The sequence below is a fragment of the Mesorhizobium sp. WSM4807 genome, from assembly GCF_055811615.1.
Genome location: NZ_JBVVQY010000002.1, coordinates 279129 through 302551, shown reverse-complemented (window position 1 = coordinate 302551; position 23423 = coordinate 279129). Strand labels below are relative to the sequence as shown.

Below are 23423 nucleotides of genomic sequence, written 5' to 3'. Positions count from 1 at the left end.
AGACGACAATTTTGCACGGAACCATCTCACCAAGACTTCAGGATTAAGAGGCAAAAGGCCTCTGCCTTGGCGCCAAATCGTGTTTCTCGGGCTGGCGGGCTGTTCAGGAGTCCGGTGCGATCAGTTTCAGCAATGGAAAATAGGTGCGGTAGCGGCCGACGTCGCGGGTGAGCAACGGCAGTCCATTGACGGCGGCATGGGCGCCGATGAAGAAGTCAGGCAGCACCCCAGTGCGCGATCCGCCCGATTTGCGATACCGCGTAAAGACCTTTCCGGCGAGGAACAGTGCTGCCCGGGGCATCGGAGCCACTTTGAGACCGGCTTCGTCAAGAAGCGCCTCGATATCCTCGATGCGGTCGTAGCGAACGGCAAGTTCGGCATAGACTGCATCGTTGATCAACAACGACCCATTGAGGCTTGCCGTCTCAAGCTGGGCGATCGACCAATCCGCCCAGTTCGCATCGTCCGTGACAAGGTCGAGCAGAACGTTGGTGTCGACCAGAGTCACGCGTCGCCACGCGTCAGTGCCATGATCGCGTCGGTGTCGAGTCCCTTGCCGGCATGGCCGCGCAATTTCGCGAAGCGGCTGGCGGGCTGCTTCTTGTCGCTACGCACAATCAACACATTGCCGTCATCGGTGCGGCGGAAATCAACCTTGCTGCCCGGAACGATTCCGAGCAGGTCGCGAACCGCCTTCGGGATGGTCACCTGTCCTTTAGCTGTGACTGTGCTGGTCATGTCCGTATCCTGGTAATACCCGTTTTCTATAAGGTATTACCTTTGGGCCGAATTTCAACCTTCGCATACGGCTGCCGGAGCCGTCATTTTGTGACTTGTCTTCCCAAGCGCCTTTTGACGTCGTAATCCGCAGGCAAGCACCCTATCTACGCCGCATGAACGACATCACGACCAGACGCGCGCTTCTGCTCGTCAATCCAAAGGCGCGACGCGGGCAGGAATCTATCGCACCGGTCGTCGAACGGCTGGAGGCCGGTGGGCTCCGCGTCAGCGTCGAGACGTTTGAGGCGCTGCCCGAGATAGCACGCGATATCGTACGCCTTCGCCATAGGGCCGACCTTGTGATCGTGTGCGGCGGCGATGGCTCGGTGTCCTCGGCGGCGGTCGCGGCCATGGAAAGCGGGTTGCCGATGGGCATCATTCCAATGGGAACGGCGAACGATCTGGCACGAACGCTCGAAATACCGTTGGATCTGCGGAAGGCCGCCGACGTGATCGTACAGGGCGGAAGGCGTCTGATCGATGTCGGGACCGTCAATGGTCACGCTTTCTTCAATGTTGCGAGCATTGGCCTCAGCACCGACCTTGCCCAGGGTCTCGACCCGGCGCTGAAGAAACGTTTCGGCCGGTTTGGCTATGCCTTGGCGGCCATGAAAGTGTTGACCAAGGCCCGCCACTTCGAAGCAAGGATTACCGAAAAGGGCGTAGCGACCGAAGTCGAGACTTACCAGATAGCAGTCGGCAACGGCCGGCACTATGGCGGCGGCAACGTCGTTGAGGAGACGGCGGAGATCGATGACGGCCATCTCGACCTGTACAGCCTGGAAATGACGAACCTCTGGAAGATGGCGCTCTTGCTGCGCTCGTTCCGCTCAGGCACGCACGGCGCCTGGAGCGAGGTTCGCACGGCCAGATGCGTCGAGTTCGACATCGAGACGAAAAGGCCGATGCCGGTGAACACCGATGGTGAGATCGTCACCTCGACCCCGGCGCATTTCAAGGTCCACCCGAAGGCGATTTCGGTGTTCGCGCCTGCCGCCGCGCGCATGCAGCCCCGCACAAAGGTGCTTGGTGACGCGGTCAGCGCAAACAGCGGGTAGACCGGCGACCAAGCGAGCGTCGAATAAAATCCAACCGCCTGCGGTCATCTTCGGATGGAGTGCCTGCTTGATTCCCCTCGGCTCGTCAGAGCCTGGCGAAGGTGATTTGCGACACCGTGGCATGACCGGCCTAAATGTCAGCTAAGAGCTGACCGAATGCCTCCCAAAGCGGCTGCAGGCTTGCAGATTGACGAGAACGACAGCTATCCACCAAAGTTCCAGACATTCTCCCGCTAGGTTTGCGCTGTGCGCGTCGTGTTGGCCAGGAGCTATCGTGTTCCTGATTGCAATCGTCGTGGTTGCATAAGCACAAAAAATTAACGCGCCCAACGGTAATTAGGCTTTGGGAATAATTACGCAACTTGTTCTTTCTAGGTCGATAAAGGCCAGAAGCAACACGTTGGTCACGTGCCCGACTCTCGATGCAGCTGACGATTCGACTGGATCAGGTGGAATGATGAATAGCTGGTCTGACGTCGCGACGGGCCAAACTGACCAAGGCTTCCTTGAGTTGGAGGCTCCCTTGGTATCGGCGATCATACCTTGCCTGAACGAAGAGCGCACGCTCGGCATCTGTATTCGAAAGGCGCTTGATGCGTTCGCAAAGCGGGGGATCAGAGGTGAGGTCGTGGTCGGGGATAACGGATCGAGCGATCGCTCGGTGGAGATTGCCCGGTCGCTTGGTGCGCGCGTCGCGCACCAGCCGGTCAAGGGCTACGGCGCCGCGATTAGTGCAGCGGCTGGGTCTGCGCATGGCAAGTACCTGATCATGGCCGATGCAGACGATTCCTACGACTGGAGCAAACTCGACGACTTCATCGACGCGCTGGAGGATGGCGCGGAGTTGGTCATGGGCAATCGCTTCGCTGGCGGGATAGAGCCTGGCGCCATGCCTCCTCTGCACCGATATCTTGGCAATCCTGTGCTTTCGACGATTGCGCGCTGGCTTCACCACTCTCCTATAGGCGATTTTCATTGCGGCATGCGGGGTTTCACTCGTGACGCATTCCAAAGAATGGGCGCACGCTCGCCCGGTATGGAATTCGCTTCCGAAATGGTCATCAACGCGCATCGCGCCGGATTGATCATCCGTGAGGTGCCGATCAAGCTCTATCCCGACAAACGTGACCGCCCTCCTCACCTGCGCTCTTTCCGTGACGGGTGGCGACACCTGCGGCTGATCGTAGCTCATGCACCGGACACGATGTATCTTTTACCCGGACTAATCCTGCTGATTGCCGGTGTCATCGGGCTTGCCATCCTCGCTGCTGGGCCTGTCACCATAGGTGGGCAGTATTTCGGGATCCACTTCGTCGCGCTCTCGTCGATGGCAACATTGATCGGTCTTTCGGCCATTCTCTTCGGGACGCTGGCCAAGGTAGCGATCGCAATCTATCACCCTGTACGGGCAGGACTGATGATCGCCTGGCTGATGCGCAGCCGCCCGCTGGAATGGCTAGTCCTCTCCGGAGGTGTGCTCGCGACGATTGGTTTCCTCGGGGACATATTGCTGGCGCTGCGATGGATCTTCGTTGGCGGCTCAATGGAGCAATCCGTGCATCTGACTTTTGTGATTACCACGGTCTGCGTGGCAGGCGTTTCCATGGTGCTTTCCGGATTTGTTCTCAAATTGCTCCTGGATAATCTGGACAACCGACGTGTCTGCTAACCATTCGGTTTCGGACATTCCGGACCTACGTGCCGCGGGGCTGATAGTGCGTGTTCTTGGGGACTGGACCGCATGAGACAAAGCAGGGCTGTTCCACGCGTCTGGGATACGGACTGGCTGATCCTACGCGCGCTTGCGCGACTGTTGCGGGAAGAAGCAAGTGCGCATGTCAGACAAGGCTCGCTGATGGTAGATATTGGCTGCGGCGACATGCCGTATGCTGACATGATGCGTCAAATGAATATTGATTACTGCGGTGCAGACATCGGCGGTGATGGTTTCTTGCAAATAGACGAGCAGGGCCGTGTGCCGCTTGCCGATGGTGCGGCAGGTGCAGTGCTTTCGGTGCAGGTACTTGAGCACGTGCGCGACCTCGACGCCTATTGTGGCGAAATACGGAGGCTGTTGCGCGATGATGGCGTGCTGCTGCTATCTACTCACGGCACTTGGCTCTATCATGCTCACCCCGAAGATCATCGCCGCTGGACGCGCACCGGGCTTATCTTGGACCTCGCCAATCGAGGCCTCCAAGTGGAGGATGTGCACGCAATCGTCGGTCCGCTGGCGACTACCACACTGATCCGATCGACGGGATTTTCTTTCATCCTCAGGCGTGTGCCTATCATCGGTGGCATTTTGGCGTCCTCATTGGCCGTGTTGATGAACCTGCGCGCTCAGCTGGAAGACCGGATCACGCCCGCTCACATACGCGATGACAACGCTTGTGTCTTCCTGGTACGAGCTCGCAAGGCTGCTGCATGACTGTGCGGACCCCTCTCGCTTACGTTGCTGTCGCCGGCCTGTGCATAGCGCTACACAACGCCGTTGTCATCTTGGCAGATAGTGTCGGTATGCCGCTGTGGTTCGCCGTGCTGCTGTCCTTCGGCATCGTTGCTTGCGCCGGGTATGTTCTGCATGGGTTGTTCACTTTTCGTCAGCCGCTAGCCCCGATTGGCCTGGTTCGTTACTTCATCGCAATGTCGGCAAATATACCGTTCGCTTTCGTTGCCACCTGGTTCTGGCATGAGCAGGTCGATCTGCCGATGACATTCGCCGCACCGATCGCTTCGGTCTGCATGCTAGCTCTGAATTTCCTGCTCGGTCGCTGGGCCATCGTCACGCCGACCCGCTGGACGGAACTAAGGTGATTGACGATGAACACAACGATGTCGCCGATAGACCCGCGGCTCCTGCAAGTCATCCTGTCGCGTCATCTCGCGGTGTATCGGACCAGGGTCCCAATTTATCAAGCGACGATGCTCGATAGTTTGCGTGAGGTATGGGCCGCGCGCCATCGGAACCTGCTCGACGTCGGCGGCGGCACTGGCGTGATTGCCCAGGCCATGGCGGAACTTTTCCCAGTCGACGAAGTCCAGGCAGTTGATCTAATCGATCGCTTCTGCTCCTCGCTCAGCGTACCAACCCGGCAATATGACGGCAAAACACTACCTTTCGCTGACGCAACTTTTGAAGCAGCGACGCTCAACAACGTCGTGCACCACGTTCCGGTCACTGCCCGTTCGGATCTCTTGCGCGAAATACAGCGGGTAGTAACCGGTCCACTTTATATCAAAGATCACGAAAGATGCGGCACGCTGGACAACCTGCGGCTCATGGCCTTGGATGCCATAGGGAATATCCCCTTTGGGGGCATGATCTGGGCGCGTTACCTCACTCGAGCAGAATGGGAGATGCTGGCCGCCAACAGTGGCTACCGCATCGCTTGTCGCGCTACACCAGCGCGGTATCGAAAAAGCGTCGGTGCACTGCTGTTTCCCAATCGGCTCGAAGTAACCATGCGCTTCGAGCCAGTATGACCGAATAAGCCGTTGCGCATTCTCACGATCAGCCATTTCTATGAGGCCCATGGCGGCGGCATAGAACGTGTCGCCGGACAACTGTGCCGCCAATTCGCAAGCTTAGGTGCTGAGGCAGTCTGGGCGGCTGGTAATGCCGATCCAGCGCCGTATACCGAAGTTGAGGCGCACCCGCTTGCCTGCGCCAACCCAATCGAGAAGATCACTGGCCTGCCCATGCCCCTACCGGGTGCGCGCGCGATCCGAACCCTGGCTCGCGAAGTGCGCCGCTGCGACGCGGTGGTGGTGCATGACGCATTGTACGTCACCTCGATACTCGCATTGCTGATGGCGAAGGCGCACCGCAAGCGCGTTGTCTTGGTCCAGCATATTGCTGGCGTTGCTTTTTCATCGCGCGTGCTCCGCTCGGCAGTTGCACTGGCCAACATCGTCGTCACGCGCCCCATGCTGAGGGCAGCCGACGCACTCGTGTTCATTAGCGATACCGTGCGACACGACCTTGTCGGTACGCCAGCCCGCATGCCGTGTTCTCTACTGTTCAATGGTGTCGACAGTACAGTTTTTCATCCCGGCGAAGGTTTGGCTCCCGAGCCGGACGCTCTGGCCGGGATGCCAATTGCGCCGGGTGCGCGCCGCATTCTCTTCGTTGGTCGCTATGTCGAGAAGAAGGGACTCAGGGTGGTACGCGCCCTGGCTGCGTCCAGGGAAGACCTGGCCTTTCTGATGGTCGGCAGCGGACCGATCTGCCCCGCCATGTGGGGACTGGCCAACGTCCATGACCTTGGGACTCAGAGCCCGCAGGCTCTAGCCACTCTCTATCGCAGCGTTGACCTCTTGCTGTTGCCGAGCGTGGGCGAAGGCTTTCCGCTCGTAATCCAGGAGGCGATGGCTTCTGGGCTGCCGGTCGTCTGCGGTGAACCCAGCAACCGAGCCGACCCTAACGCAACCGACTGGCTCCGTGGCGTGACCATCGATCTCAGCGACGCGGAAGGCTCGGCCAGACGTTGCGCCCAAGCCATTAATTCCCTTGCACCCACATCTAAGGAACGGGCCGCCATGGCTCGCTACGCGTTAGCACATTATGACTGGAGGTCTATGGCGGAGCGTCTACTTGCGTTGGCACGAGGAGAGAAGCCCAATTCTTCTGAAAATCAGGGCGATGTTTGAATGCGAGCCTACGGTGGAGACCGATACCAGATAGGCACAATCGCCCTCGGTCTTATCATGGTGAAGATTATTCTGCTTTTCGTCCTTGCGTGGAATAGTCTCTTCGTCATGGACGAGTTCGGGCAGCTCGGATACGCCAAATATCTGTTCAGGGAACTTTTCGATACAATTCAGCCGAGTAAAGCGGCGGGATCGACAGCGTTCTTTAAGCTGGCGCACCTGGTAGGCTGGGATGCCACGTCTATTCTGCTTGTCGGGCGCATACAAACCGCGCTGCTGGGCTGCGCGATCGTTGCCATGGTATACGCCTGCGCCCGTGCGCTCGGGGAGGATCGCGTGCGTGCCTTAAGCATCGTTCTCGTCCTACTGTGCTTTTCGAACTTCATGGAGCGTGTTTTCCGAACAATCGCCGAACCGCTGGCGGTGTTCTTCGCGGTGGCTGCGCTCCTGGTCGTGGTGCGTGCACATGCGTTGAGTGCACGACATATACTTGCTGCAGGCGTCCTAAGCGGACTGGCTTTCCTGGCCACTCAAAAATCGGTCTACTTCAATGTTGCGCTGGGGCTCGGCTTGGTCACTGACGCAGCCATGATGAGACGCTATTCAACTGGGCTGGCTCGCGGGGCATGCCTGGTGTTGGGGTGGGCTCTTTCGATCCTTGCGTACTGCTTCGTTTTCGGCGGCAGCAACCCAGTTCCCATCGCCGAGAGCCTTGTATTAGGTCCGATTGAAGTTGCGACCCGCGGGGGTGTTGAGTACGGCGGACTGAGGCACCTCGTGTTGCAGACGCTTTTGCGGAACGTAGTACTCTACGTCTTCTGTTTCTCTGGAATGGCTTTGTCACTGATGCGGTTCAGGCAGCTTGAGGAAAGAAATCGCATCGCGCTTATCTTCTCGATCGTGATCACCGTTCTGGTCTTCATTCACGATCAGCCTTGGCCTTACGTATTCATCATGGCGTTGCCGTTCATGTCATTGTGGTCACTGGCACCATTGGATCGGATCGTGGCCAACACACGCCACTTCCGAATTGCATCGGTGGCGCTGGTGACCGCCGTGGTCCTAAGTTTCGTCAGCAATATTGTTTACCTCCGTTTCAACAACGCGGCGCAACTTGAACTGGTCGCGCGTGCAGAATCTTTGCTCGCTCCGGGTGACCGGTACTTCGACGGCATCGGGATGCTGCCCAACAGGAGCGAACCGTCGACGTTATGGCTTGATAGACACTATGTCCTCGCGACTTTGCGACAGGGCGACAGATCCGAGGCCTATGAAGTATTCAGTAAGTCTCCGCCTAAAATGATCCTGTGGTCTTACCGTACGGAATATATCTATCCAGTGATCGCACCTCTGATCCGGAACAGCTATGTCACCGTCGCGCCAAACTTGAGGATTGCCGGCCGTCGACTTTACCTCGGTGAGCAGGAGGTCTTCGATGTCCCAATCCCTGGCGTATATGGCCTGTACAGCGCAACCGGAACGCCATTACGGGGCGCGGTTGACATTGACGGCACCGTCTTTGATCCGCCAGTCCACCTCTCAAGCGGGCCGAAGGCTGTAACTTTGCGGATGGGTTCAGGCGAGGCATTGCTCTTGCCACAAGGTTCGTACGCCGGACGCTTCAAACACGGCGGTGACAATTTGAGCATGTTTGCCAATGCCTACGACTGAGTGTTCGGGTGCATCCTGGGCGTGGTGGTATCAGAACGCATGCCAAGCTTTATCGGCCTTCACAGACCCAACCTGGCAGATCATCATCCACTTCCAGCAATTTCCGCCTTCTGGCAGTCGCCTGGCCCCTACATAGCCTTCAGACGCGTCTTTGATCATTGCTTGAGGAACGCGCCCGTGTAGGTCTGGCCGGCAAGCCTAACGGTTCCGGCCAGGGTTCTGTCGGGCCGCATGACAAGACTGACGTCTGCGCCATTCGGTAGGCGCTCAAGCTTCAACGTAGTCCCCACAATTCTTCCAACGCCGGCGGCCTCGCCCGGATGGTTGTCGCCCAGAGTTCCCCAGGCATAGGTAACCGTCACCTTCCCATTGGAAGAAATCGTCTCAACAGCAAGTTTGGCGTCATACATCCCATCCAAACGTCCGGCCCATAGACCCGAAAAAACAGCATATTTTGTCGGAACGGTCTTGTCAGGGGGAGTGACCGCCACGGATTGATCCATAATTGCCGAGCCGGAGGGAACAGCGGCAGGATCCGAGGCGGTTTGGGCAGGAATGGTACCAGAGCCTAACGCAGGTTCGAGGGTGGGTCGCGGCGTTTCAGGAGCCGATTGGCACGCGGTTATGGCAAGCGCCGCGAAGCCAAGCATTGCGTTGCACATTCGGCGTGCCATCTTCTGGTGCCCCGGCCATCCCTAGATCTAGCGCAGGCTAACCTTATCGCGCGTTTTCACGACCTCTGTCTACCCAAGGTGTCTCGTACAACAGCGGCTCGTCGAAGGACGTGCAGCGATCGTGAGTGAACGCCCCCATTCGTCGCCAAAGTAGCCGCCTTGGCGATGCCTTAAGCTGCCATCGACGCGGCCGCTGCCGTTTCGTCCGCGACGCCATCCACCATTACATGACCGATGCCCCGCGAGCAGCGCTCGATCCTCGCCTCGACGCGGTACACATCACGCAGGAGCGCCGGCGTGACGACCTCTTCCGGCGTACCGCAGGCGAACATCCGTCCCTCGGCGATGACGATGCATTTGTCAGCGAAGCGCAGGGCCTGATTGAGGTCGTGAATTGCGATCAGCACTGCAATCCCGTGCTTGCGCGCAAGCCCGCGCATGAAGCTCAGCACCTCGACCTGCCGGTGCAAGTCAAGCGCGGACGTGGGCTCGTCCATCAGCAGGATTTCAGGTTCGCGCGCGAGGGTCTGGGCAATGCTTACCACCTGCCTTTGCCCGCCGCTCAATTCTCCGACGTTGCGAAAGGCAATATCCGCGATGCTGAGCGCGGCCACGATGCCGTCTATGAGTGCGAGGTCGCCGTCGCCGACCGACCAGGCCGAGCCCTGCTTGCGGGCGAGCAGGATCGATTCATAGACGGTCAGCACCGCGTTGGCTGCCGTATCCTGCGGCATATAGCAGATGCCGTCCGGCCCCTTCACCGCTCCCTCGAGGCAGACACGGCCCGGGCCCTCCAGAAGTCCGGCGATGCGCTTGAACAGCGTCGACTTGCCCGCTGCGTTGGGCCCGATAACGGCGACTACCTCGCCACCCCGAAAAATGGGAGTTGAAACGTCCGAAAGGACGAGCCGCGTCCCGTGGAAGGCTCCGAGACCATCGAGCCTGATCGTTACCATGAGCGCCTCACATTCGAGAGGATCAGCGAGATGAAGAAGGGAATGCCGACTAGCGAGGTGACGATGCCGATCGGGAAGATCGTGCCTGGAATGAGCGATTTGCTGGCAACCGAACTCGCCGAAAGGATGAGTGCCCCCGAAAGCGCCGAGGCGGGCAGGAAGAAGCGCTGATCCTCCCCGATCAGCATGCGGGCGATGTGCGGACCGACCAGCCCGATGAAGCCGATCGTGCCGACGAAGGCGACGGGAATGGCAGCAAGCAGGCTCACCATCATCATGGTTTCGAGCCTCAGGCGCGCGACCTTGACGCCAAAGCTCGCGGCCTTGTCTTCGCCCAGCCGCAGCGCCGTCAGCGCCCACGCGCGGCGTGCGAATATCGGAAGCGTTGCGAGAAGGATGAGGCTGATGATGATGAGCTTGGGCCAGGTGGCCTTGGTGAGGCTTCCCATGGTCCAGAACACGACCGCGGCGAGCGCTTGCTCTGAGGAAAGATACTGGACGAGCGACAGCAGCGCATTGAAGGTGAATACGAGCGCGATGCCGAGAAGCACGATGGTTTCGACCGTCACGCCGCGCTTGAGACTCAGCAGGTGGATAACGAATGCGGTCAGCATCGCCACCACGAAGGCGTTGAGCGGCACGACATATTCGATTGCCGCGGGGATGAGCGTGACGCCGAAGGCGAGCGCGAGTGCTGCGCCAAAGCTGGCCGCCGCCGAAATGCCGAGCGTGAACGGGCTGGCGAGCGGATTGTTGAGGATAGTCTGCATCTGTGCACCGGCGACCGACAGTGCCGCGCCGACGACCACGGCCATAAGCGCGATGGGAAGCCGGATGTCCCACAACACGACGCGCACCTGAAGCGGCACACTGCCGGGAGAAACCAGGGCGAGCACCACCTGGTCGAGGCTATAGCTTGCGGGCCCGAGCGCGAGGTCGATGCAAAGGCTCAGCAGCAGCGCCAGGGCGAGCCCCGCCAGGATCAGCTGCTTGCGCAGGACAAGGGCGCGGTAGAGCCCGCGCCCTTGTCTGGCTGACAGTGCGGCCGGTTCACTGCTCATCGGAGAGCGAGACCCAATGGCCAGGCCTGTACCCGACCGGCAGGAACTTCTCGTGCAACTCCTTGAAGGTGGCCTCGGCGTCGAGATCGGTGAACAGGTCGGGGTGCAGCCATTTGGCCATCTGCTGTATGGCGACGAACTGATATGGGCTGTTGTAGAACTGGTGCCAGATCGCGTGGACCTGGCCGTTCTCCACCGCCTTGATGCCGGTTAGCGCGGGCCGCTCGGTCAGGCCCTTGAGTTTCTTCAGTGCCGCCGCTTCGTCGGCGCCGGGACCGACGCCGACCCATTTGCCGCCCGGCACATAGGCCTCCCAATTGCCGCCCGTCACAATCACCTGGTCGGGATCGCTGGCGATGATCTGTTCGGGATTGAGCGCGCCAAACGTGCCCGGGATCAGGTCGGCCGCGATATTGGCCCCGCCGGCCATGTCGACGAACTTACCAAAATTGTCGTTGCCGAAGCTCATGCAGCAATCATCAGAATAGCCCCCGGCGCGATCGATGAACACGGTCGGGCGCTTGGGATTCTTCTCGGCGATCACATCGGTGACGCGCGCGATCTGGGCCGCGCGGTAGGCGATGAACGCCTCGGCCCGCTGTTCCTGGCCAAGCAGCTTGCCGATCAGGCGCATGCTCGGCTCGGTGTTGGTGAAGGGTTGCTCGCGGAAATCGACATAGACCACCGGAATGCCGACGGCGGCGAGCTTCTCGATGTATTGCGCGTCCTCGGTTGCCTGCTTGGACTCGATGTTCATGATCATCACGTCCGGCTGAAGCGCGATGGCCTGCTCGATGTCGAAGGTGCCGTCCTTGAAACCGCCGAAGGTCGGTATCGCCGCCATCGACGGGAATTTTTCCAGATAGACGGCGTAATTGTCGGGATCGGCCTGGGAGAAATCCTCGCGCCAGCCAACGATGCGCTTGAAGGGGTTGTCGGTATCGAGCGCGGCGATGAGGTAGATCTGCCGGCCTTCGCCGAGGATGACCTTCTCGACCGGCGTCTTCACCTCGACCTTGCGGCCGGTAATGTCGGTGACGGTCTCGGCGCGCGCGCCATGGGTTAGCGGCATCAAGGCCGCGAGGGCGACCGCGGCCGCGAATATCGACTTCAAGATCATTGGGCTCTCGCAATTCAGTTTACCGGCCCGGCTTTAGAAAACATGAGTTTTGTAATCAAGAATTATCTTTTAGAGCAATTCCAATGTACCGCTTTCGGGGAGAGCGTTTCGGGCAATGACGGCTCACGCAAACTATTCGCTGCGCGACGAAATTCGGGACTATTGGTCCGACCGCGCCGAGACATTCGACCTGCAGGTCGGCCACGAGATTTTTTCCGAGCAGGAGCGGGCCGCCTGGCACGCGCTCATAAGCAGGCACATTGGGCCTGGCGCCGGGCGGGCGTCTCTGGATCTCGCCTGCGGGACAGGCGTCATTTCGCATCTGATGCACGATCTAGGCTTTGTGGTGACAGGCCTCGACTGGTCGGAAGCCATGCTCGCCAAGGCGCGCGCCAAGGCACGAAAACGCGGCGCAGATATCCGCTTCATCGTGAGGGATGCCGAACGGACGCTCGAGGACAGAGCGAGCTACGATGTCATCGTCACCCGTCACCTGGTCTGGACGCTGCTGGATCCGAAGGCAGCCTTTGCCGAATGGTGCTCGCTGCTGAAGCCCGGCGGCAAGCTGCTGGTCATCGACGGCGATTTTGTCAGCCGCAGCTGGGCGACGCGCTTGCGGGAAGTCTGGGAGAAGCTCACGGCCGGCAAGTCCCGGCTCTCGGACAATGACGGCGCCACCATGGCCAGACGTCACCAGAACATTCTTGCCCGTGTCTATTTCTCAGGCGGCGCACGGGCGGAAGAGATAGTTCGCTTGCTGGCCGAAGCCGGGTTCGAGCAGCCGGTCGTCGACTGGAAACTGGGCGCGATCCATCGCGCCCAGGCTCGCCGGATGAGTTGGCCCAAGGCGCTCGAACGCGCCACTCAACACCGTTTCGCGATCTGCGCGACAAAGCCGCAGTAAACGCCTCGGCGCTGCATGGAGCGGGGCGACGGCACGACAGCGAATAGCTGCCGGTCTGCGTCAGCTCAGATGCGCCACCGAGGATTATTTCTTCTGGTTGGCGTCCTGCAGGATCATCTCCGATGCCTTCTCCGCGATCATGACCACTGGAGAGTTGGTGTTGCCGGAAACGATCGTCGGCATGATCGAGGCGTCGACGACGCGCAGGCCAGAAATGCCGTGCACCCGCAGCCGGCCGTCGACCACCGCCCTCGAATCCCCGCCCATCTTGCAGGTGCCGACCGGGTGGAAAATCGTCGTGCCGATATCGCCGGCCTTGAGGACGAGATCTTCGTCGCTTTCATAGTGTGCACCGGGCAGCATTTCCTCAGGCGCGAAACGGGCAATGGCGCGCGCCTTCATCAAGCGGCGGACGTGGCGAAGCGATGCTACAGCCACGGTCCTGTCTCCCTCGGTAGACAAATAGTTCGGCCGGATCTTCGGAGCCGCCTGCGGATCGGACGCCTCCATGTGGACGGTGCCGCGGCTTTCCGGTCTGAGATTGCAGACCGAAACCGTGACCGCGGGGAAGCGATGCAGCGGCTCGCCCAGCCGGTCAGTGCTCAACGGCTGGACATGGTATTCGAGATCGGGCGTCTCCAGGCGTGGGTCGCTTCTGGCGAAGATACCAAGCTGACTCGGAGCCATCGACAGCGGCCCGCTGCGACGGATAGCGTATTCGACGCCCATGGCCGCACGGCTGAACGGATTGTGGTAGCGCTGGTTTAGCGTCGAGGCGTTGGCGACCTTGAAGACTGTGCGGATCTGCAAATGATCCTGCAAGTTCTCGCCGACGCCTTCCAGCGCGTGGCGAACCGGGATTCCTGCTGCGCCAAGCACGGCAGGTCGGCCGACGCCGGAAAGCTCGAGCAGCTTCGGCGAATTGATCGCGCCGGCGGCAAGGATCGTCTCGCCTGCCCGCGCACGATGCAGCTGGCCGCCCATGCGGAAGACAACGCCGGTGACGCAAGCTCCGTCGAAATCCAGCATCTCGGTCTCGGCGCCGGTGACGACGCGCAAATTCGGCCGCCGCAGCACGCTGCGCAGGAACGCCTTCGAGGTATTCCAGCGCACGCCTTTCCTCTGGTTGACCTCGAAATAGCCCGACCCTTCGTTGGTCCCGCCGTTGAAATCCTCGGTCCGGGGGATGCCGAGTTCCTCGGCAGCGTCGCGGAAGGCATCCAGGATTGGCCACGACAGGCGCTGGCGCTCGACGCGCCATTCGCCACCGGCGCCGTGAAGGTCGTTGGCGCCACCAAAATGGTCCTCGGACTTACGGAAATACGGAAGCACGTCATCCCAGCCCCAACCGAGATTTCCGGCTTGCCGCCAGCCATCATAGTCGGCCGCCTGGCCGCGCATGTAGATCATGCCGTTGATCGACGAGCAGCCGCCCAGAAGCTTGCCGCGCGGATAGTTGAGCGCACGACCGTTCAGCCCGGCCTCCGGCTCGGCCTTCATCAGCCAATCGGTGCGCGGGTTGCCCATGCAGTAGAGATAGCCGATGGGAATGTTGACCCAGTGGTAGCGATCGCTGCCGCCGGCTTCCAGAAGCAGCACGCGCATGGCTGGATTGGCCGATAGTCTGTTGGCCAGCACGCAGCCGGCTGAGCCTGCGCCGACGATGATGAAGTCGTATTGTCCAAAATCGGCAGCGGTCTGTGTCAATTGGACGTCCGTTCGCTTGCCATCCTGTCCCATAGCGGACCCATGGCCTGGTTGATCTCGCCATAAAGACGATAACGCTGCTCATAGGCCGGTGCGATTGCGCTGTTGGGCTGGTAGCAGCGGTCGGGCGCGGTCATCGCGGCGGCGCCCGCAGAGAAGTCGGTAAACAGGCCGACGCCTGTCCCGGCTGCAATTGCAGCTCCCAGCGCCCCCGTCTCGCGGCTGCGCGCCACGGTCACCGGCACGTCCAGCACATCCGCGAATATCTGCGGCCAGATGGCGCTGCGCGAGCCGCCGCCCGAAAGAACCGCCTGGCTGACAGGCGCTCCCGCTCGGCGCAGCGTCTCGACATGCCGCCGGTGTTCGAAGACGACGCCCTCGAACAGTGCGCGCAGCATATGCGCCCGTGTATGCCAGCCGGCGATGCCGTAGAAACCTGCACGCGCCTTGCCATTCTGCTGCGAACCGTAAAGGAAGGGGTGGTAGATCGGCATGTCTCCCGCGGGATCGACGGACGCAACAAGCTCGCTGCAGATTTCGAATGGCGATGCGCCTGCCGGCGGCGCATGCTCGAAGAACTCACGCACGATCCATTCGAGATTTGCGGCCGAAGTGGCGCTCGATTCGATGGCGAGGTAGCGCACCGGATCGAAGGTCGACAGCATGAAGATCGACGGATCGCGGATCGGCTCTTCGGTGATGACCTGGTTGATGCTCCAGGTGCCGGCAATGATCGAGGCGGCGCCGGTGCTGGTGACGCCCGAACCGATGGCGCTGGCGACGACATCGAACAGGCCCGCCACCACAGGCGTGCCCGCAGGAAGGCCGGTAGCAGCGGCGACATCCCGCGTGACATGGCCGGCGATGTCGGAAGCCTCCAGCACGTTCGGCAGCAGTTCCATGCAATCGTCGAGCCCGTAGGCGGCCAGCAACTCTCGCTCGTAGCGTCGATCAGGCATGTGCAAAAGCCCGCAGCCCGACATATCCGAGGTCTCGGTCGAGCGCGTGCCGGTGAGGCGGTTGACGATAAAATCCTTGCACAGGAAGACGGTGCCTATTTTGGCAAAGAGCGCCGGGTCATGGCGCCTGAGCCACGCCAGCAGAGTCGGCGTCTGCGCCGCCCAGGGCCGTTGCAGGCAGTGGACATAGGTCCGGTCGCCAACGCCCGCGGCTGCCCATTCGCTGACGATGCCGATGCCGCGCGTGTCGAGCGACTGGATGCCGAGCAGCGGGTCACCGCCGCGGTCCAGTGCGTAGAGCCCGTTGCCGTGGCCGGCGCAGCCGATCGCCGCGATGTCGCGGGGGTCGATGCCCGACTGGTCGAGACACTGACGGATGACCTCGACGGCGTTGCGCCATAATTCGCCGAGGTCCCGCTCGACATGGCCGGGCTTTGGCATGCAGGAGCGGCCGTCCCGGGCGGCGAGCGCGAGTTCGCGACCGGCGGTGTCGAAGATGATGGCCTTGATGACGGTATTGCCCGCATCAAGACCAAGAATGTATCGCTGCATTGAAGCTCCTCCCAAGCTGCAAAGATTATTCTTGTTGGTAGAGCTCCCAGGCCGCCGCGCCATCCGCATTCTCATGGATGATCGCCATCAATCCTCTCACGACGGCGCGAGGGTTGGAATGCTGGTATATGTTGCGGCCATAGACCATGCCTGCCGCGCCTTGTGCCATCAGCGCCGCCGACTTGTCGAAGACTGCGCGCAAATCCTCCCTGCCCCCACCGCGCACAAGGACAGGACAGCGCGCCGCCGCCACCACCCGGTGGAAGTCGTTCGGATCGGTGGTCGGGTCCGCCTTGATGATGTCGGCGCCCATCTCGCTGGCGAGCCGGGTCAGGGTGACGATCTTTTCGGGGTCGCCGTCGACCATGTAGCCTCCGCGATCCGAGTTCGGCAGCATCGCCAGCGGCTCGATCATCAGCGGCAGGCCGTATTTTTCGCAGTCGGCGCGAACGCGGGCAATGTTGTGGACGCATTGCCGGAACAGGTCCGGCTCGTCGGGTAGCATGAATAGATTGACGACCACACAGGCCGCGTCCATCTCCAGCGCGCCGATCAGTGGTTCGGCTTCGTTCTGCAGGATGGCCCACATCGAGCGATGGCGGGTTTTGTTATATGGATTGCCCATGTCTATGCGCATGACCAATGCCGGCTTGTCCTTGCCGGGCAAGGACTGCAGCAGATCGGCTTGGCCATAATTCATCTGAATGGCGTCCGGTCCCGCGGCAACCAGCTGGGCGACGACGCCGGCCATATCCTCGAGCCCTTCCAGAAACGACGGCTCGTTGCACACGCCATGGTCGATTGCGACGTCGAGACAGCGCGCCCGGCCGAACAATCGGTTCATGCGGACTTTCTTGTTGATGCGCATTCGGCGCTCCTTCCTTCGTCTTCTTGGGATAGCTGGTCGAGATCGACGCCGTGCCGGCGTTGCAACAGGGCGAGGAAATCGGTGCGCTCGAATGCCTTGCGCGCGGCGTCCCAGTTCTTTTCCACAGCGAGAATATCGAGAACCGCATCGAGAAGGCCGGAAGAGAGAGCGCCGGTGATGGCGATTGTCGTGCGGCGAAGCAGCAGGTCCTCCAGCTGTTCGACATATTCATTGGCAATGAGATATTGGATCTCCCGGGCCGAGTAGTCGTTGCCGGGCAAGAGCTCGTCATGTCCCGCTGCCATATGGGCGGCGACGGCATCCGCCGCGGTGCCGTAGCGCTTGAAGAGGCTACGCATGCGGTCAAGCGACAGGCCATGCCCCGCCGCGCGTTCTGCGCACCATTTTGCCGGGGCAATGGGAAAATGCCGGCCGCCGCCGATCGGCATGTTTTGGGTGCCGACGATGCGCTGTCGGCACAATCGCTCGAGCACCATATTCGCTGCCAGCTCGCCGAACGATCGGAAGGTTGTCCATTTCCCGCCGATCATGCAGAGCGTCGGCGGCACTATACCGGCGCCCTCGATGAGCTCGCAGAAATGATCGCGGGGAATGCGCCCGGTAAAATTGTCTTGGCTTATTGGCAGTGGCCTCACCCCGGTGAACTGAAAGACGATGTCGGTATCAGCGATCTCGATCCCGGGAAACACGAAGGACAGGGACTGCAGAATGTATTGCCGCTCGTCATCCACACAGCGCGCCTGGTCGGGATCGTCGACACGGATATCCGTCGAGCCGACCAGCACGTTGCCGAGATAGGGGAACAGGATGCAGATCCGTCCGTCCTCGTTCTCGTAGTAGATCATGTGGCCGTCGAGCGCGTCATGAAGCTCGCGATTGTCGACGATCAGATGCGAACCTTTGGTGCCGCCCATAAGCTTCGGCGCAACGGCTCCGATCGCCGAATTGGTCAAGTCGATCCAGCCGCCGGTGGCGTTGACGACGAGCCGCGGCTTTACGGCCACGGTTTCGCCAGACAGTCCGTCGTTAAGCACCAGGCTCGCGTCACCGAGCGATACGCGTGCATAGTTGAGCGCCCGGGCGGACGGTTTTTCCTTCATGGTGTCGCGCAGCATCTCGGTACCCAGCCGCTCGGGGTGGCTGACCCAGGCGTCATAGTATGTCGCCGAATTGCGAATAGCAGGATTGATTGCAGGCCAGACCTTGAGTGTTTCAGCGCGGCTCCTGAATTTATGCGGCGGGACGATACGCCGTGCGGCGGTGAAGAAGTCATACATCGCCAAGCCGGTCTTGATGACCAATGCGCCGCGCCGACCCGGACGACGGCTTAGCCCAAGGAAGCGGAATGCGCCATTTGCGATGCCTGAGAACAGGTCGAAGATAGGCACCGTGGTTGGCAGTGGCGCAACGTAATGCGGCGCGTTCTTCAATAGCCGATCGCGTTCGAGCAGAGATTCGCGGACCAGCTTGAACTCGCCGTTTTCAAGATAGCGCAAGCCGCCATGTACCATGCGCGAGAGGGCTCCACTGGCGCCGGAACAATAATCGCCCTTTTCCGCGAGCAGGACATCGACGCCCTGCAAAGCGAGGTCGCGAAACACGCTGATGCCGTTAATGCCGCCGCCTATGACGAGGACGTCAATATCGGGGTTCTCGCGCAAGCCGGCGATCGTCTGGATGCGATTCATCTCAGGACGCGCTTTCGATCACGCATCTATCGCTACGAGATGCCCGGCCACCGCCGCATCGATGGCGGTCAGTTCCGCGGCGCTCAGTAAAATCTCCCCTGCCCTGGCGTTGTCGAGCGCCTGCGTCGCGTTTCGCGCTCCACACAACGCGAAGGTGATGCCGGGCTGCGCCAGCGTCCAGGCGATGACGATCTGCGCCATGCTTGCCTGGTGGACCTCCGCGACCGGGGTCAGGGCATGCTTCAAAGCGGCTACCTTGCGCCGGCTGGCCTGAGAGAAGCGCGGATTGTCCTTGCGCTGGTCGTCACCGCTGAACTCACGCGCCGGATCGATGGCGCCCGAAAGCAGGCCGAGTGCAAGCGACGAGTAACTGAGCGCAGCGACCTGATGCTGGCGCGCGATCGGCAGCAATGTCTGCTCAATCTCGCGATCCAGCATCGAATATTTTTCCTGGATCGCGTCGAGCTGGCCAGCGGTCACGTAGTGCTGCAGCTCGGCGGGGCTGAGATTGCTTGCGCCGATGGCGCGGATCTTGCCAGCTGATTTGAGGCGTTCGAGCGCTTGCATTGTTTCGGCAATGGGGGTCGTCGGGTCCTGCCAATGGGTGATGTAGAGATCGATATAATCGGTGCCGAGCCGCCGCAGGCTCTGTTCCACTTCATAAGCAATGCCCTCGGCACCGAGATATCGGTTCACCGGCGTTCCATCCTGATCGAAGAAGTGATTGCCCTTTTTCGAATGCCAGTTCAGGCCACATTTGGTGGCGATGGCCGCGCGGTCGCGCCGGCCCTTGATGGCCTTGCCGACGATCTCCTCGCTGCGGCCGAGACCGTAAGCCGGCGCGGTGTCGATCAGCGAGACGCCGGCATCGATGGACGCCTGGATCGCAGCGATCGATTCTGCTTCATCCGTGCCACCCCACATCCAGCCGCCGATGGCCCAGGTGCCGAGTCCCACCGCCGAAGCGACAACGCCGGACTTGCCGATTGAGCGGGTGATTTGTCGAGAATTCATGCTGCATTTCCTTCGGCGAGCTCGAGGATCTTCAAGCCGGTGGTTTCGTCGGTGACGAGAGTGTCGAGGTGAGCGCCGCGCATGGCACTGAGGATCGGGACCACCTTGCTTGCGCCGCTGGCGACCCCTATCGACTGCGGAATGGTCGCGAATTCCTCGAGCGTCAGCGAAACCAGTGAGTGGTTGAGGCGGTAGTCGGCGAGCTTGCCGTTGCTGTCTATGAGATGCGCGAGCAGCTCGCCCGCCGCGCCCGAGCGTTCGATGGCCAGCCGGTCGGCGCTCGAGGACGGGTGCAGATCGTAGTAGCTCGAATCGTCGGTCAGGATGGAGCCGATGCCGACGACCGCAAGCGTTGCTTCCCGCGCCTTGCTGAAGACATCCGAAACCGCCCGCACGCCCATCAGCATGTCGCGTTGGGCCGGGCTGTCGGCAAACAGCGGCGCGTGAACCTGATAGGCGCGCCCGCCGAGTTTGTCGGCCATCAGCGACGCGACATGATTGACGTCGGTGTAATGCTTGCCCTGAACCAGGCCGGTCGCGGGAACGACCTCGACGTCGTAGCTTCGGTTCGGCTTGAGGCCGGCGACGACGGCACTCACTCCTTTGCCCCCGGTAATGGAAATCGTGTCGCCGTCCTTGATCGTCTCGAGCACCAGCCTGGCCGCGGCCTCGCCGACACGCTGAAGCGCAGTCTGCGGATTGTCCGAAACGGAAGGGACGACGACAGCCCTTTGGAGTCCCCCTATCGCGACAAGTCGCGCCTCGATGTCGACCAGTTGCTCGACCGGCGACTTGATCTTGATCTCGACAAGCCCGAGTTGATGACCGCGTTTGATGAGGCGGTTGACGGTCGCATGCGAGATGCCGAGCGCTTTGGCGATTTCCGCCTGCGTCTTGGCTTCCATGTAATGAAGCACAAGCGCCTGATACATCTGGCGGACGATCGTGACGTCGTCCCGCGAATTGGTTGGTGACATGATGGATGCTCAACTCTCGCCGCTGCTGCTCACGATTTCCTGCGGTGCAGGAAATGGTCAATCGATACCGCCGCGAGCAGGATGCATCCCTTGATCATGTCCTGCCAATAGACGGAAACGTCGAGCAGGATCAGCGAACTTGTGACGACCGAGAGCAGCGCCATGCCCAGTATGGCGCCGAAGATGGTGCCCGAGCCGCCATTGAGCGATGCTCCGCCAATCACCGCCGCGGCGATGATGTTGAGCTCCATGCCAGCGCCGAAGGTCGGGGTCGCAGCGCCAAAGCGTGACATATAGATGACGCCGGCAAAGCCCGCGAGGGTGGAGCAGAGGACCGTTACCCAGAATTTGACCTGCTTGGTCTTGATGCCCGAAAATTGGGCCGCCTTCTCGTTGCTGCCGGTATAGAAGACCTTGCGGAAGGCGGTGGCACGCCGAAGCAGAAAATCGAAGATGGCCACGACCACAACAAAGATGACGATGACATAGGGCACATTGCCGAAGCTGCCCTGGCCGATCGCCTTGAATCCGGGCGGCAGGGTGAACAGCGACAGCGGGGTTCCCTTGGTGATGACAAGGCAGAGACCGCGCACGATCACCATCGCCGCCAGCGATGTGATGAAGTGATTGAGCCCGATAACGGTCACGAAGAAGCCCATGACCGCGCCGATCAGCGCGCTGGCGCCTATGCCGATGAGACTCGCGGTCCACGGGTCCAGACCCATCAGGAAGAGAGCGCCTGACACGACCATGGAGAAGCAGACCACCGACCCGACGGACAGGTCGATGCCGCCGACAATGAGGAGTATCGTCATGCCGACCACGACGATGCCTTCAATGGAGAAGCTCATCAGCATCGCGCGGAAATTCCCCCAAGTCAGGAAATGCGGCGAGGCGAATGTCATGGCGAGGCACAGCGCCAGCATGATTGCGATCAGCCCCGCCTCGCGCATTGACCCCAGACGCAGCCAGTTGCGCCCGCCAAGCCCGGGGGCGCTCGCCTTGATTTCGGCGTCCATGAGGGTTCCTCCGGTCTGTCTAAGCGACATTCTGAACCTGCCTTGCGTTTGATCGTTTCTGCCGGACACCCGAAGCCAGCAGCATGATCGCTTCTTCGGTCAATTCGTCCGCCTCAAGTTCGCCGACGAGGGCACCTTCGCGTATGACAAGCACCCGGTCGCTGAGCCCGATCAATTCCGGAAGCTCGGATGAAATCACGATGACGCCGACGCCCCGCTCGGCGAGGTCGCGAAGCAGGCGATGAATTTCCACTTTGGCGCCGACATCAACCCCGCGTGTGGGCTCGTCCAGAATGACCACCTTGGGGCCGACCGAAAGAAGCCTGGCGATGGCGACTTTCTGCTGATTGCCACCACTAAGCGTCGACACCTGTGTCTCGATGCCGCCCATGCGCACACCGTGGCGCTCGACCAGGTCGGTGGCTTGCTTTGCCTCGGCGCGGCGATCGAGCAGCCCAAGTGGTGTGGTCAGTTTCCGAAGGTCCAGCGCGGAGATGTTCGAGGCAACCGATAGGTCGAGGAACAGGCCAGACGCCTTGCGGTCCTCGGAGAGGTAGACCAGGCCGGCGCGCACTGCATCGCTGTAGGTCCTGATGCTGACCGGCTCGCCATTGAGTTCGACCGATCCCGACAGCTTCGCGCGCAAGCCGCAAACGGTCTGAACCATCTCGCTGCGGCCAGCGCCAATCAATCCGCCGATGCCAAGAATTTCGCCTGCACGAAGCGTGAAGCTGACGCCGTCGGAACCCTCTCGATAGGAGAGATTCCCGACCGACAGCACAGGGCGGTCGGTGCGCCGTTCAGGCGAGAGCTTTTGCGGATAGAGCTGCGTGATTTCGCGCCCGACCATCTTGCGCACGACATCGTTGGGAGTGACCGAAGCGATCAAATCGGTCGCTACATATCTGCCGTCACGAAACACCGTGACGCGGTCGCACAGGCTGAAGATCTCGGCCATGCGGTGGCTGATGTAGATGATTGAAATTCCGCGCGCCTTGAGATCGCGGACGATTGCGAAAAGGCGCCGCGCCTCGGTCTCGGTCAGGGCGGCTGTCGGCTCGTCGAGCATCAGCACCCGGCATTCGAGCGTCAGCGCCTTGGCGATTTCCACAAGCTGCTGGTTGGAAATCGAAAGGTCGGCGACCGGTGTCTCGACCGGGATCGGCGCCAGCAGGTCCATTATCTTCTGCGCTTCGGCGTAGAGCCGGCGAAAATTCATCAGCGGCGCGCGCCGATTGTTGATGGCCGCCATGAGGATATTTTCGGCGACCGTAGCATCCTGGCACAGCGCGATTTCCTGATGGACGAGGCCTATGCCAAGCCGCTGCGCGACGGATGGCGATGCGATGGTGACGCCCTTGCCTTCGAGACGAATGGTGCCATCGTCGGGCTGCACAATGCCGGCGATGATGTTCATCAGCGTGGACTTGCCCGCGCCATTCTCGCCGCACAGCGCGTGAATTTCGCCTCGCTGCAGCGTGAAATCGACCCCGGTCAGCGCTTTGATGGCGCCGAAGGATTTCGATATGTCGCGGATTTCAAGAATGGCGGCGGCAGTCACTCCGTCCCCCTGCAGCGTTGAGATTGATGAAAATGGCCTGGTCGAGGGGGGGGGGCGGGGCCCCCCCCCCCCGCCCCCCGGCGCCCCCCCCCCCCCCCCCAAAAAAGGGGGGGTTTTAACGATGGCGGGTGGGGGGGGCGGGGGGGGGGTGGGGGGCCAAAAAAAAAAAAAAGGGGGTTT

22 protein-coding genes are annotated in these 23423 nt (G+C 61.0%); 8 read left to right on the top strand and 14 right to left on the bottom strand.

Annotation, left to right across the window (positions count from 1 at the left end):
* Positions 1–103 precede the first annotated feature (103 nt).
* Positions 104–508: a type II toxin-antitoxin system VapC family toxin gene (locus tag AC0L3N_RS03695; RefSeq protein WP_473545685.1), complete on the bottom strand. Its 405-nt coding sequence runs from the start codon at positions 506–508 to the stop codon at positions 104–106.
* Positions 505–738: an AbrB/MazE/SpoVT family DNA-binding domain-containing protein gene (locus tag AC0L3N_RS03690; RefSeq protein WP_473545683.1), complete on the bottom strand. Its 234-nt coding sequence runs from the start codon at positions 736–738 to the stop codon at positions 505–507. Before AC0L3N_RS03690 ends, AC0L3N_RS03695 begins: the two co-directional genes overlap by 4 nt.
* A gap of 155 nt (positions 739–893) precedes the next feature.
* On the opposite strand from AC0L3N_RS03690, the gene AC0L3N_RS03685 reads away from it, so the two are divergent.
* The 7 genes from AC0L3N_RS03685 to AC0L3N_RS03655 all read left to right on the top strand — a co-directional run bounded on the left by AC0L3N_RS03685 (position 894) and on the right by AC0L3N_RS03655 (position 8162).
* Entirely contained in the window at positions 894–1838 is a 945-nt protein-coding gene (locus tag AC0L3N_RS03685; protein WP_123147209.1) for a lipid kinase, read from the top strand.
* A 454-nt stretch (positions 1839–2292) separates the two neighbouring features.
* Entirely contained in the window at positions 2293–3507 is a 1215-nt protein-coding gene (locus AC0L3N_RS03680) for a glycosyltransferase family 2 protein (protein ID WP_473545681.1), read from the top strand.
* Between the two features lie 72 nt (positions 3508–3579).
* Complete coding sequence (locus AC0L3N_RS03675) at positions 3580–4269, top strand: class I SAM-dependent methyltransferase (protein WP_473545679.1); 690 nt, start codon at positions 3580–3582, stop codon at positions 4267–4269.
* Positions 4266–4655 carry a GtrA family protein gene (locus tag AC0L3N_RS03670; protein ID WP_292444496.1) on the top strand — a complete coding sequence of 130 codons (390 nt, stop codon included), beginning with the start codon at positions 4266–4268 and terminating at the stop codon, positions 4653–4655. The genes AC0L3N_RS03675 and AC0L3N_RS03670 overlap by 4 nt, the downstream gene beginning before the upstream one ends.
* 6 nt (positions 4656–4661) lie before the next feature.
* Positions 4662–5324 (top strand): class I SAM-dependent methyltransferase, encoded by a 663-nt coding sequence (locus AC0L3N_RS03665; RefSeq protein ID WP_473545676.1) that lies wholly within the window; start codon positions 4662–4664, stop codon positions 5322–5324.
* A 12-nt stretch (positions 5325–5336) separates the two neighbouring features.
* Positions 5337–6491 carry a glycosyltransferase family 4 protein gene (locus tag AC0L3N_RS03660; RefSeq protein ID WP_473545674.1) on the top strand — a complete coding sequence of 385 codons (1155 nt, stop codon included), beginning with the start codon at positions 5337–5339 and terminating at the stop codon, positions 6489–6491.
* A gap of 57 nt (positions 6492–6548) precedes the next feature.
* Positions 6549–8162 (top strand): DUF7055 domain-containing protein, encoded by a 1614-nt coding sequence (locus tag AC0L3N_RS03655; RefSeq protein WP_473545672.1) that lies wholly within the window; start codon positions 6549–6551, stop codon positions 8160–8162.
* Between the two features lie 155 nt (positions 8163–8317).
* Here the strand turns inward: AC0L3N_RS03655 and AC0L3N_RS03650 are convergent, their stop codons facing one another.
* The 4 genes from AC0L3N_RS03650 to AC0L3N_RS03635 all read right to left on the bottom strand — a co-directional run bounded on the left by AC0L3N_RS03650 (position 8318) and on the right by AC0L3N_RS03635 (position 11973).
* Positions 8318–8812, bottom strand: coding sequence for a hypothetical protein (locus AC0L3N_RS03650; protein WP_244602677.1), 495 nt, complete (start codon positions 8810–8812; stop codon positions 8318–8320).
* A 194-nt stretch (positions 8813–9006) separates the two neighbouring features.
* Positions 9007–9792 (bottom strand): ABC transporter ATP-binding protein, encoded by a 786-nt coding sequence (locus AC0L3N_RS03645; protein WP_473545670.1) that lies wholly within the window; start codon positions 9790–9792, stop codon positions 9007–9009.
* Complete coding sequence (locus AC0L3N_RS03640) at positions 9786–10853, bottom strand: FecCD family ABC transporter permease (protein ID WP_473545668.1); 1068 nt, start codon at positions 10851–10853, stop codon at positions 9786–9788. Before AC0L3N_RS03640 ends, AC0L3N_RS03645 begins: the two co-directional genes overlap by 7 nt.
* The gene (locus AC0L3N_RS03635) at positions 10843–11973 is read right to left on the bottom strand and encodes an ABC transporter substrate-binding protein (protein ID WP_473545666.1); all 1131 of its coding nucleotides are present in this window, start codon (positions 11971–11973) and stop codon (positions 10843–10845) included. Before AC0L3N_RS03635 ends, AC0L3N_RS03640 begins: the two co-directional genes overlap by 11 nt.
* A 115-nt stretch (positions 11974–12088) precedes the next feature.
* Here AC0L3N_RS03635 and AC0L3N_RS03630 point away from each other — a divergent pair, with 115 nt between their 5' ends.
* A complete protein-coding gene (locus AC0L3N_RS03630) occupies positions 12089–12877 on the top strand; it encodes a class I SAM-dependent methyltransferase (protein ID WP_473545665.1) in 789 nt (262 codons plus the stop codon).
* 84 nt (positions 12878–12961) lie between these two features.
* Here the strand turns inward: AC0L3N_RS03630 and AC0L3N_RS03625 are convergent, their stop codons facing one another.
* Genes AC0L3N_RS03625 through AC0L3N_RS03590 form a run of 8 tightly spaced genes read right to left on the bottom strand, consistent with a single transcriptional unit; the run spans position 12962 to position 23243 of the window.
* Positions 12962–14617 (bottom strand): GMC family oxidoreductase, encoded by a 1656-nt coding sequence (locus AC0L3N_RS03625; protein WP_473545663.1) that lies wholly within the window; start codon positions 14615–14617, stop codon positions 12962–12964.
* Positions 14581–16095 carry an FGGY-family carbohydrate kinase gene (locus tag AC0L3N_RS03620; RefSeq protein WP_473545661.1) on the bottom strand — a complete coding sequence of 505 codons (1515 nt, stop codon included), beginning with the start codon at positions 16093–16095 and terminating at the stop codon, positions 14581–14583. The genes AC0L3N_RS03625 and AC0L3N_RS03620 overlap by 37 nt, the downstream gene beginning before the upstream one ends.
* 25 nt (positions 16096–16120) lie before the next feature.
* Positions 16121–16963 carry a class I fructose-bisphosphate aldolase gene (locus AC0L3N_RS03615; RefSeq protein WP_473545659.1) on the bottom strand — a complete coding sequence of 281 codons (843 nt, stop codon included), beginning with the start codon at positions 16961–16963 and terminating at the stop codon, positions 16121–16123.
* Positions 16936–18672 carry a glycerol-3-phosphate dehydrogenase/oxidase gene (locus tag AC0L3N_RS03610; RefSeq protein WP_473545657.1) on the bottom strand — a complete coding sequence of 579 codons (1737 nt, stop codon included), beginning with the start codon at positions 18670–18672 and terminating at the stop codon, positions 16936–16938. Before AC0L3N_RS03610 ends, AC0L3N_RS03615 begins: the two co-directional genes overlap by 28 nt.
* Before the next feature lie 18 nt (positions 18673–18690).
* Positions 18691–19686 carry an aldo/keto reductase gene (locus tag AC0L3N_RS03605; protein WP_473545655.1) on the bottom strand — a complete coding sequence of 332 codons (996 nt, stop codon included), beginning with the start codon at positions 19684–19686 and terminating at the stop codon, positions 18691–18693.
* Positions 19683–20663, bottom strand: a complete 981-nt coding sequence (locus AC0L3N_RS03600; RefSeq protein ID WP_473545653.1) for a sugar-binding transcriptional regulator — start codon at positions 20661–20663, stop codon at positions 19683–19685. The genes AC0L3N_RS03605 and AC0L3N_RS03600 overlap by 4 nt, the downstream gene beginning before the upstream one ends.
* A 29-nt stretch (positions 20664–20692) precedes the next feature.
* Complete coding sequence (locus AC0L3N_RS03595) at positions 20693–21682, bottom strand: ABC transporter permease (protein ID WP_123147198.1); 990 nt, start codon at positions 21680–21682, stop codon at positions 20693–20695.
* Positions 21683–21701: 19 nt separating this feature from the next.
* The gene (locus tag AC0L3N_RS03590; RefSeq protein WP_473545651.1) at positions 21702–23243 is read right to left on the bottom strand and encodes a sugar ABC transporter ATP-binding protein; all 1542 of its coding nucleotides are present in this window, start codon (positions 23241–23243) and stop codon (positions 21702–21704) included.
* Positions 23244–23423 lie beyond the last annotated feature (180 nt).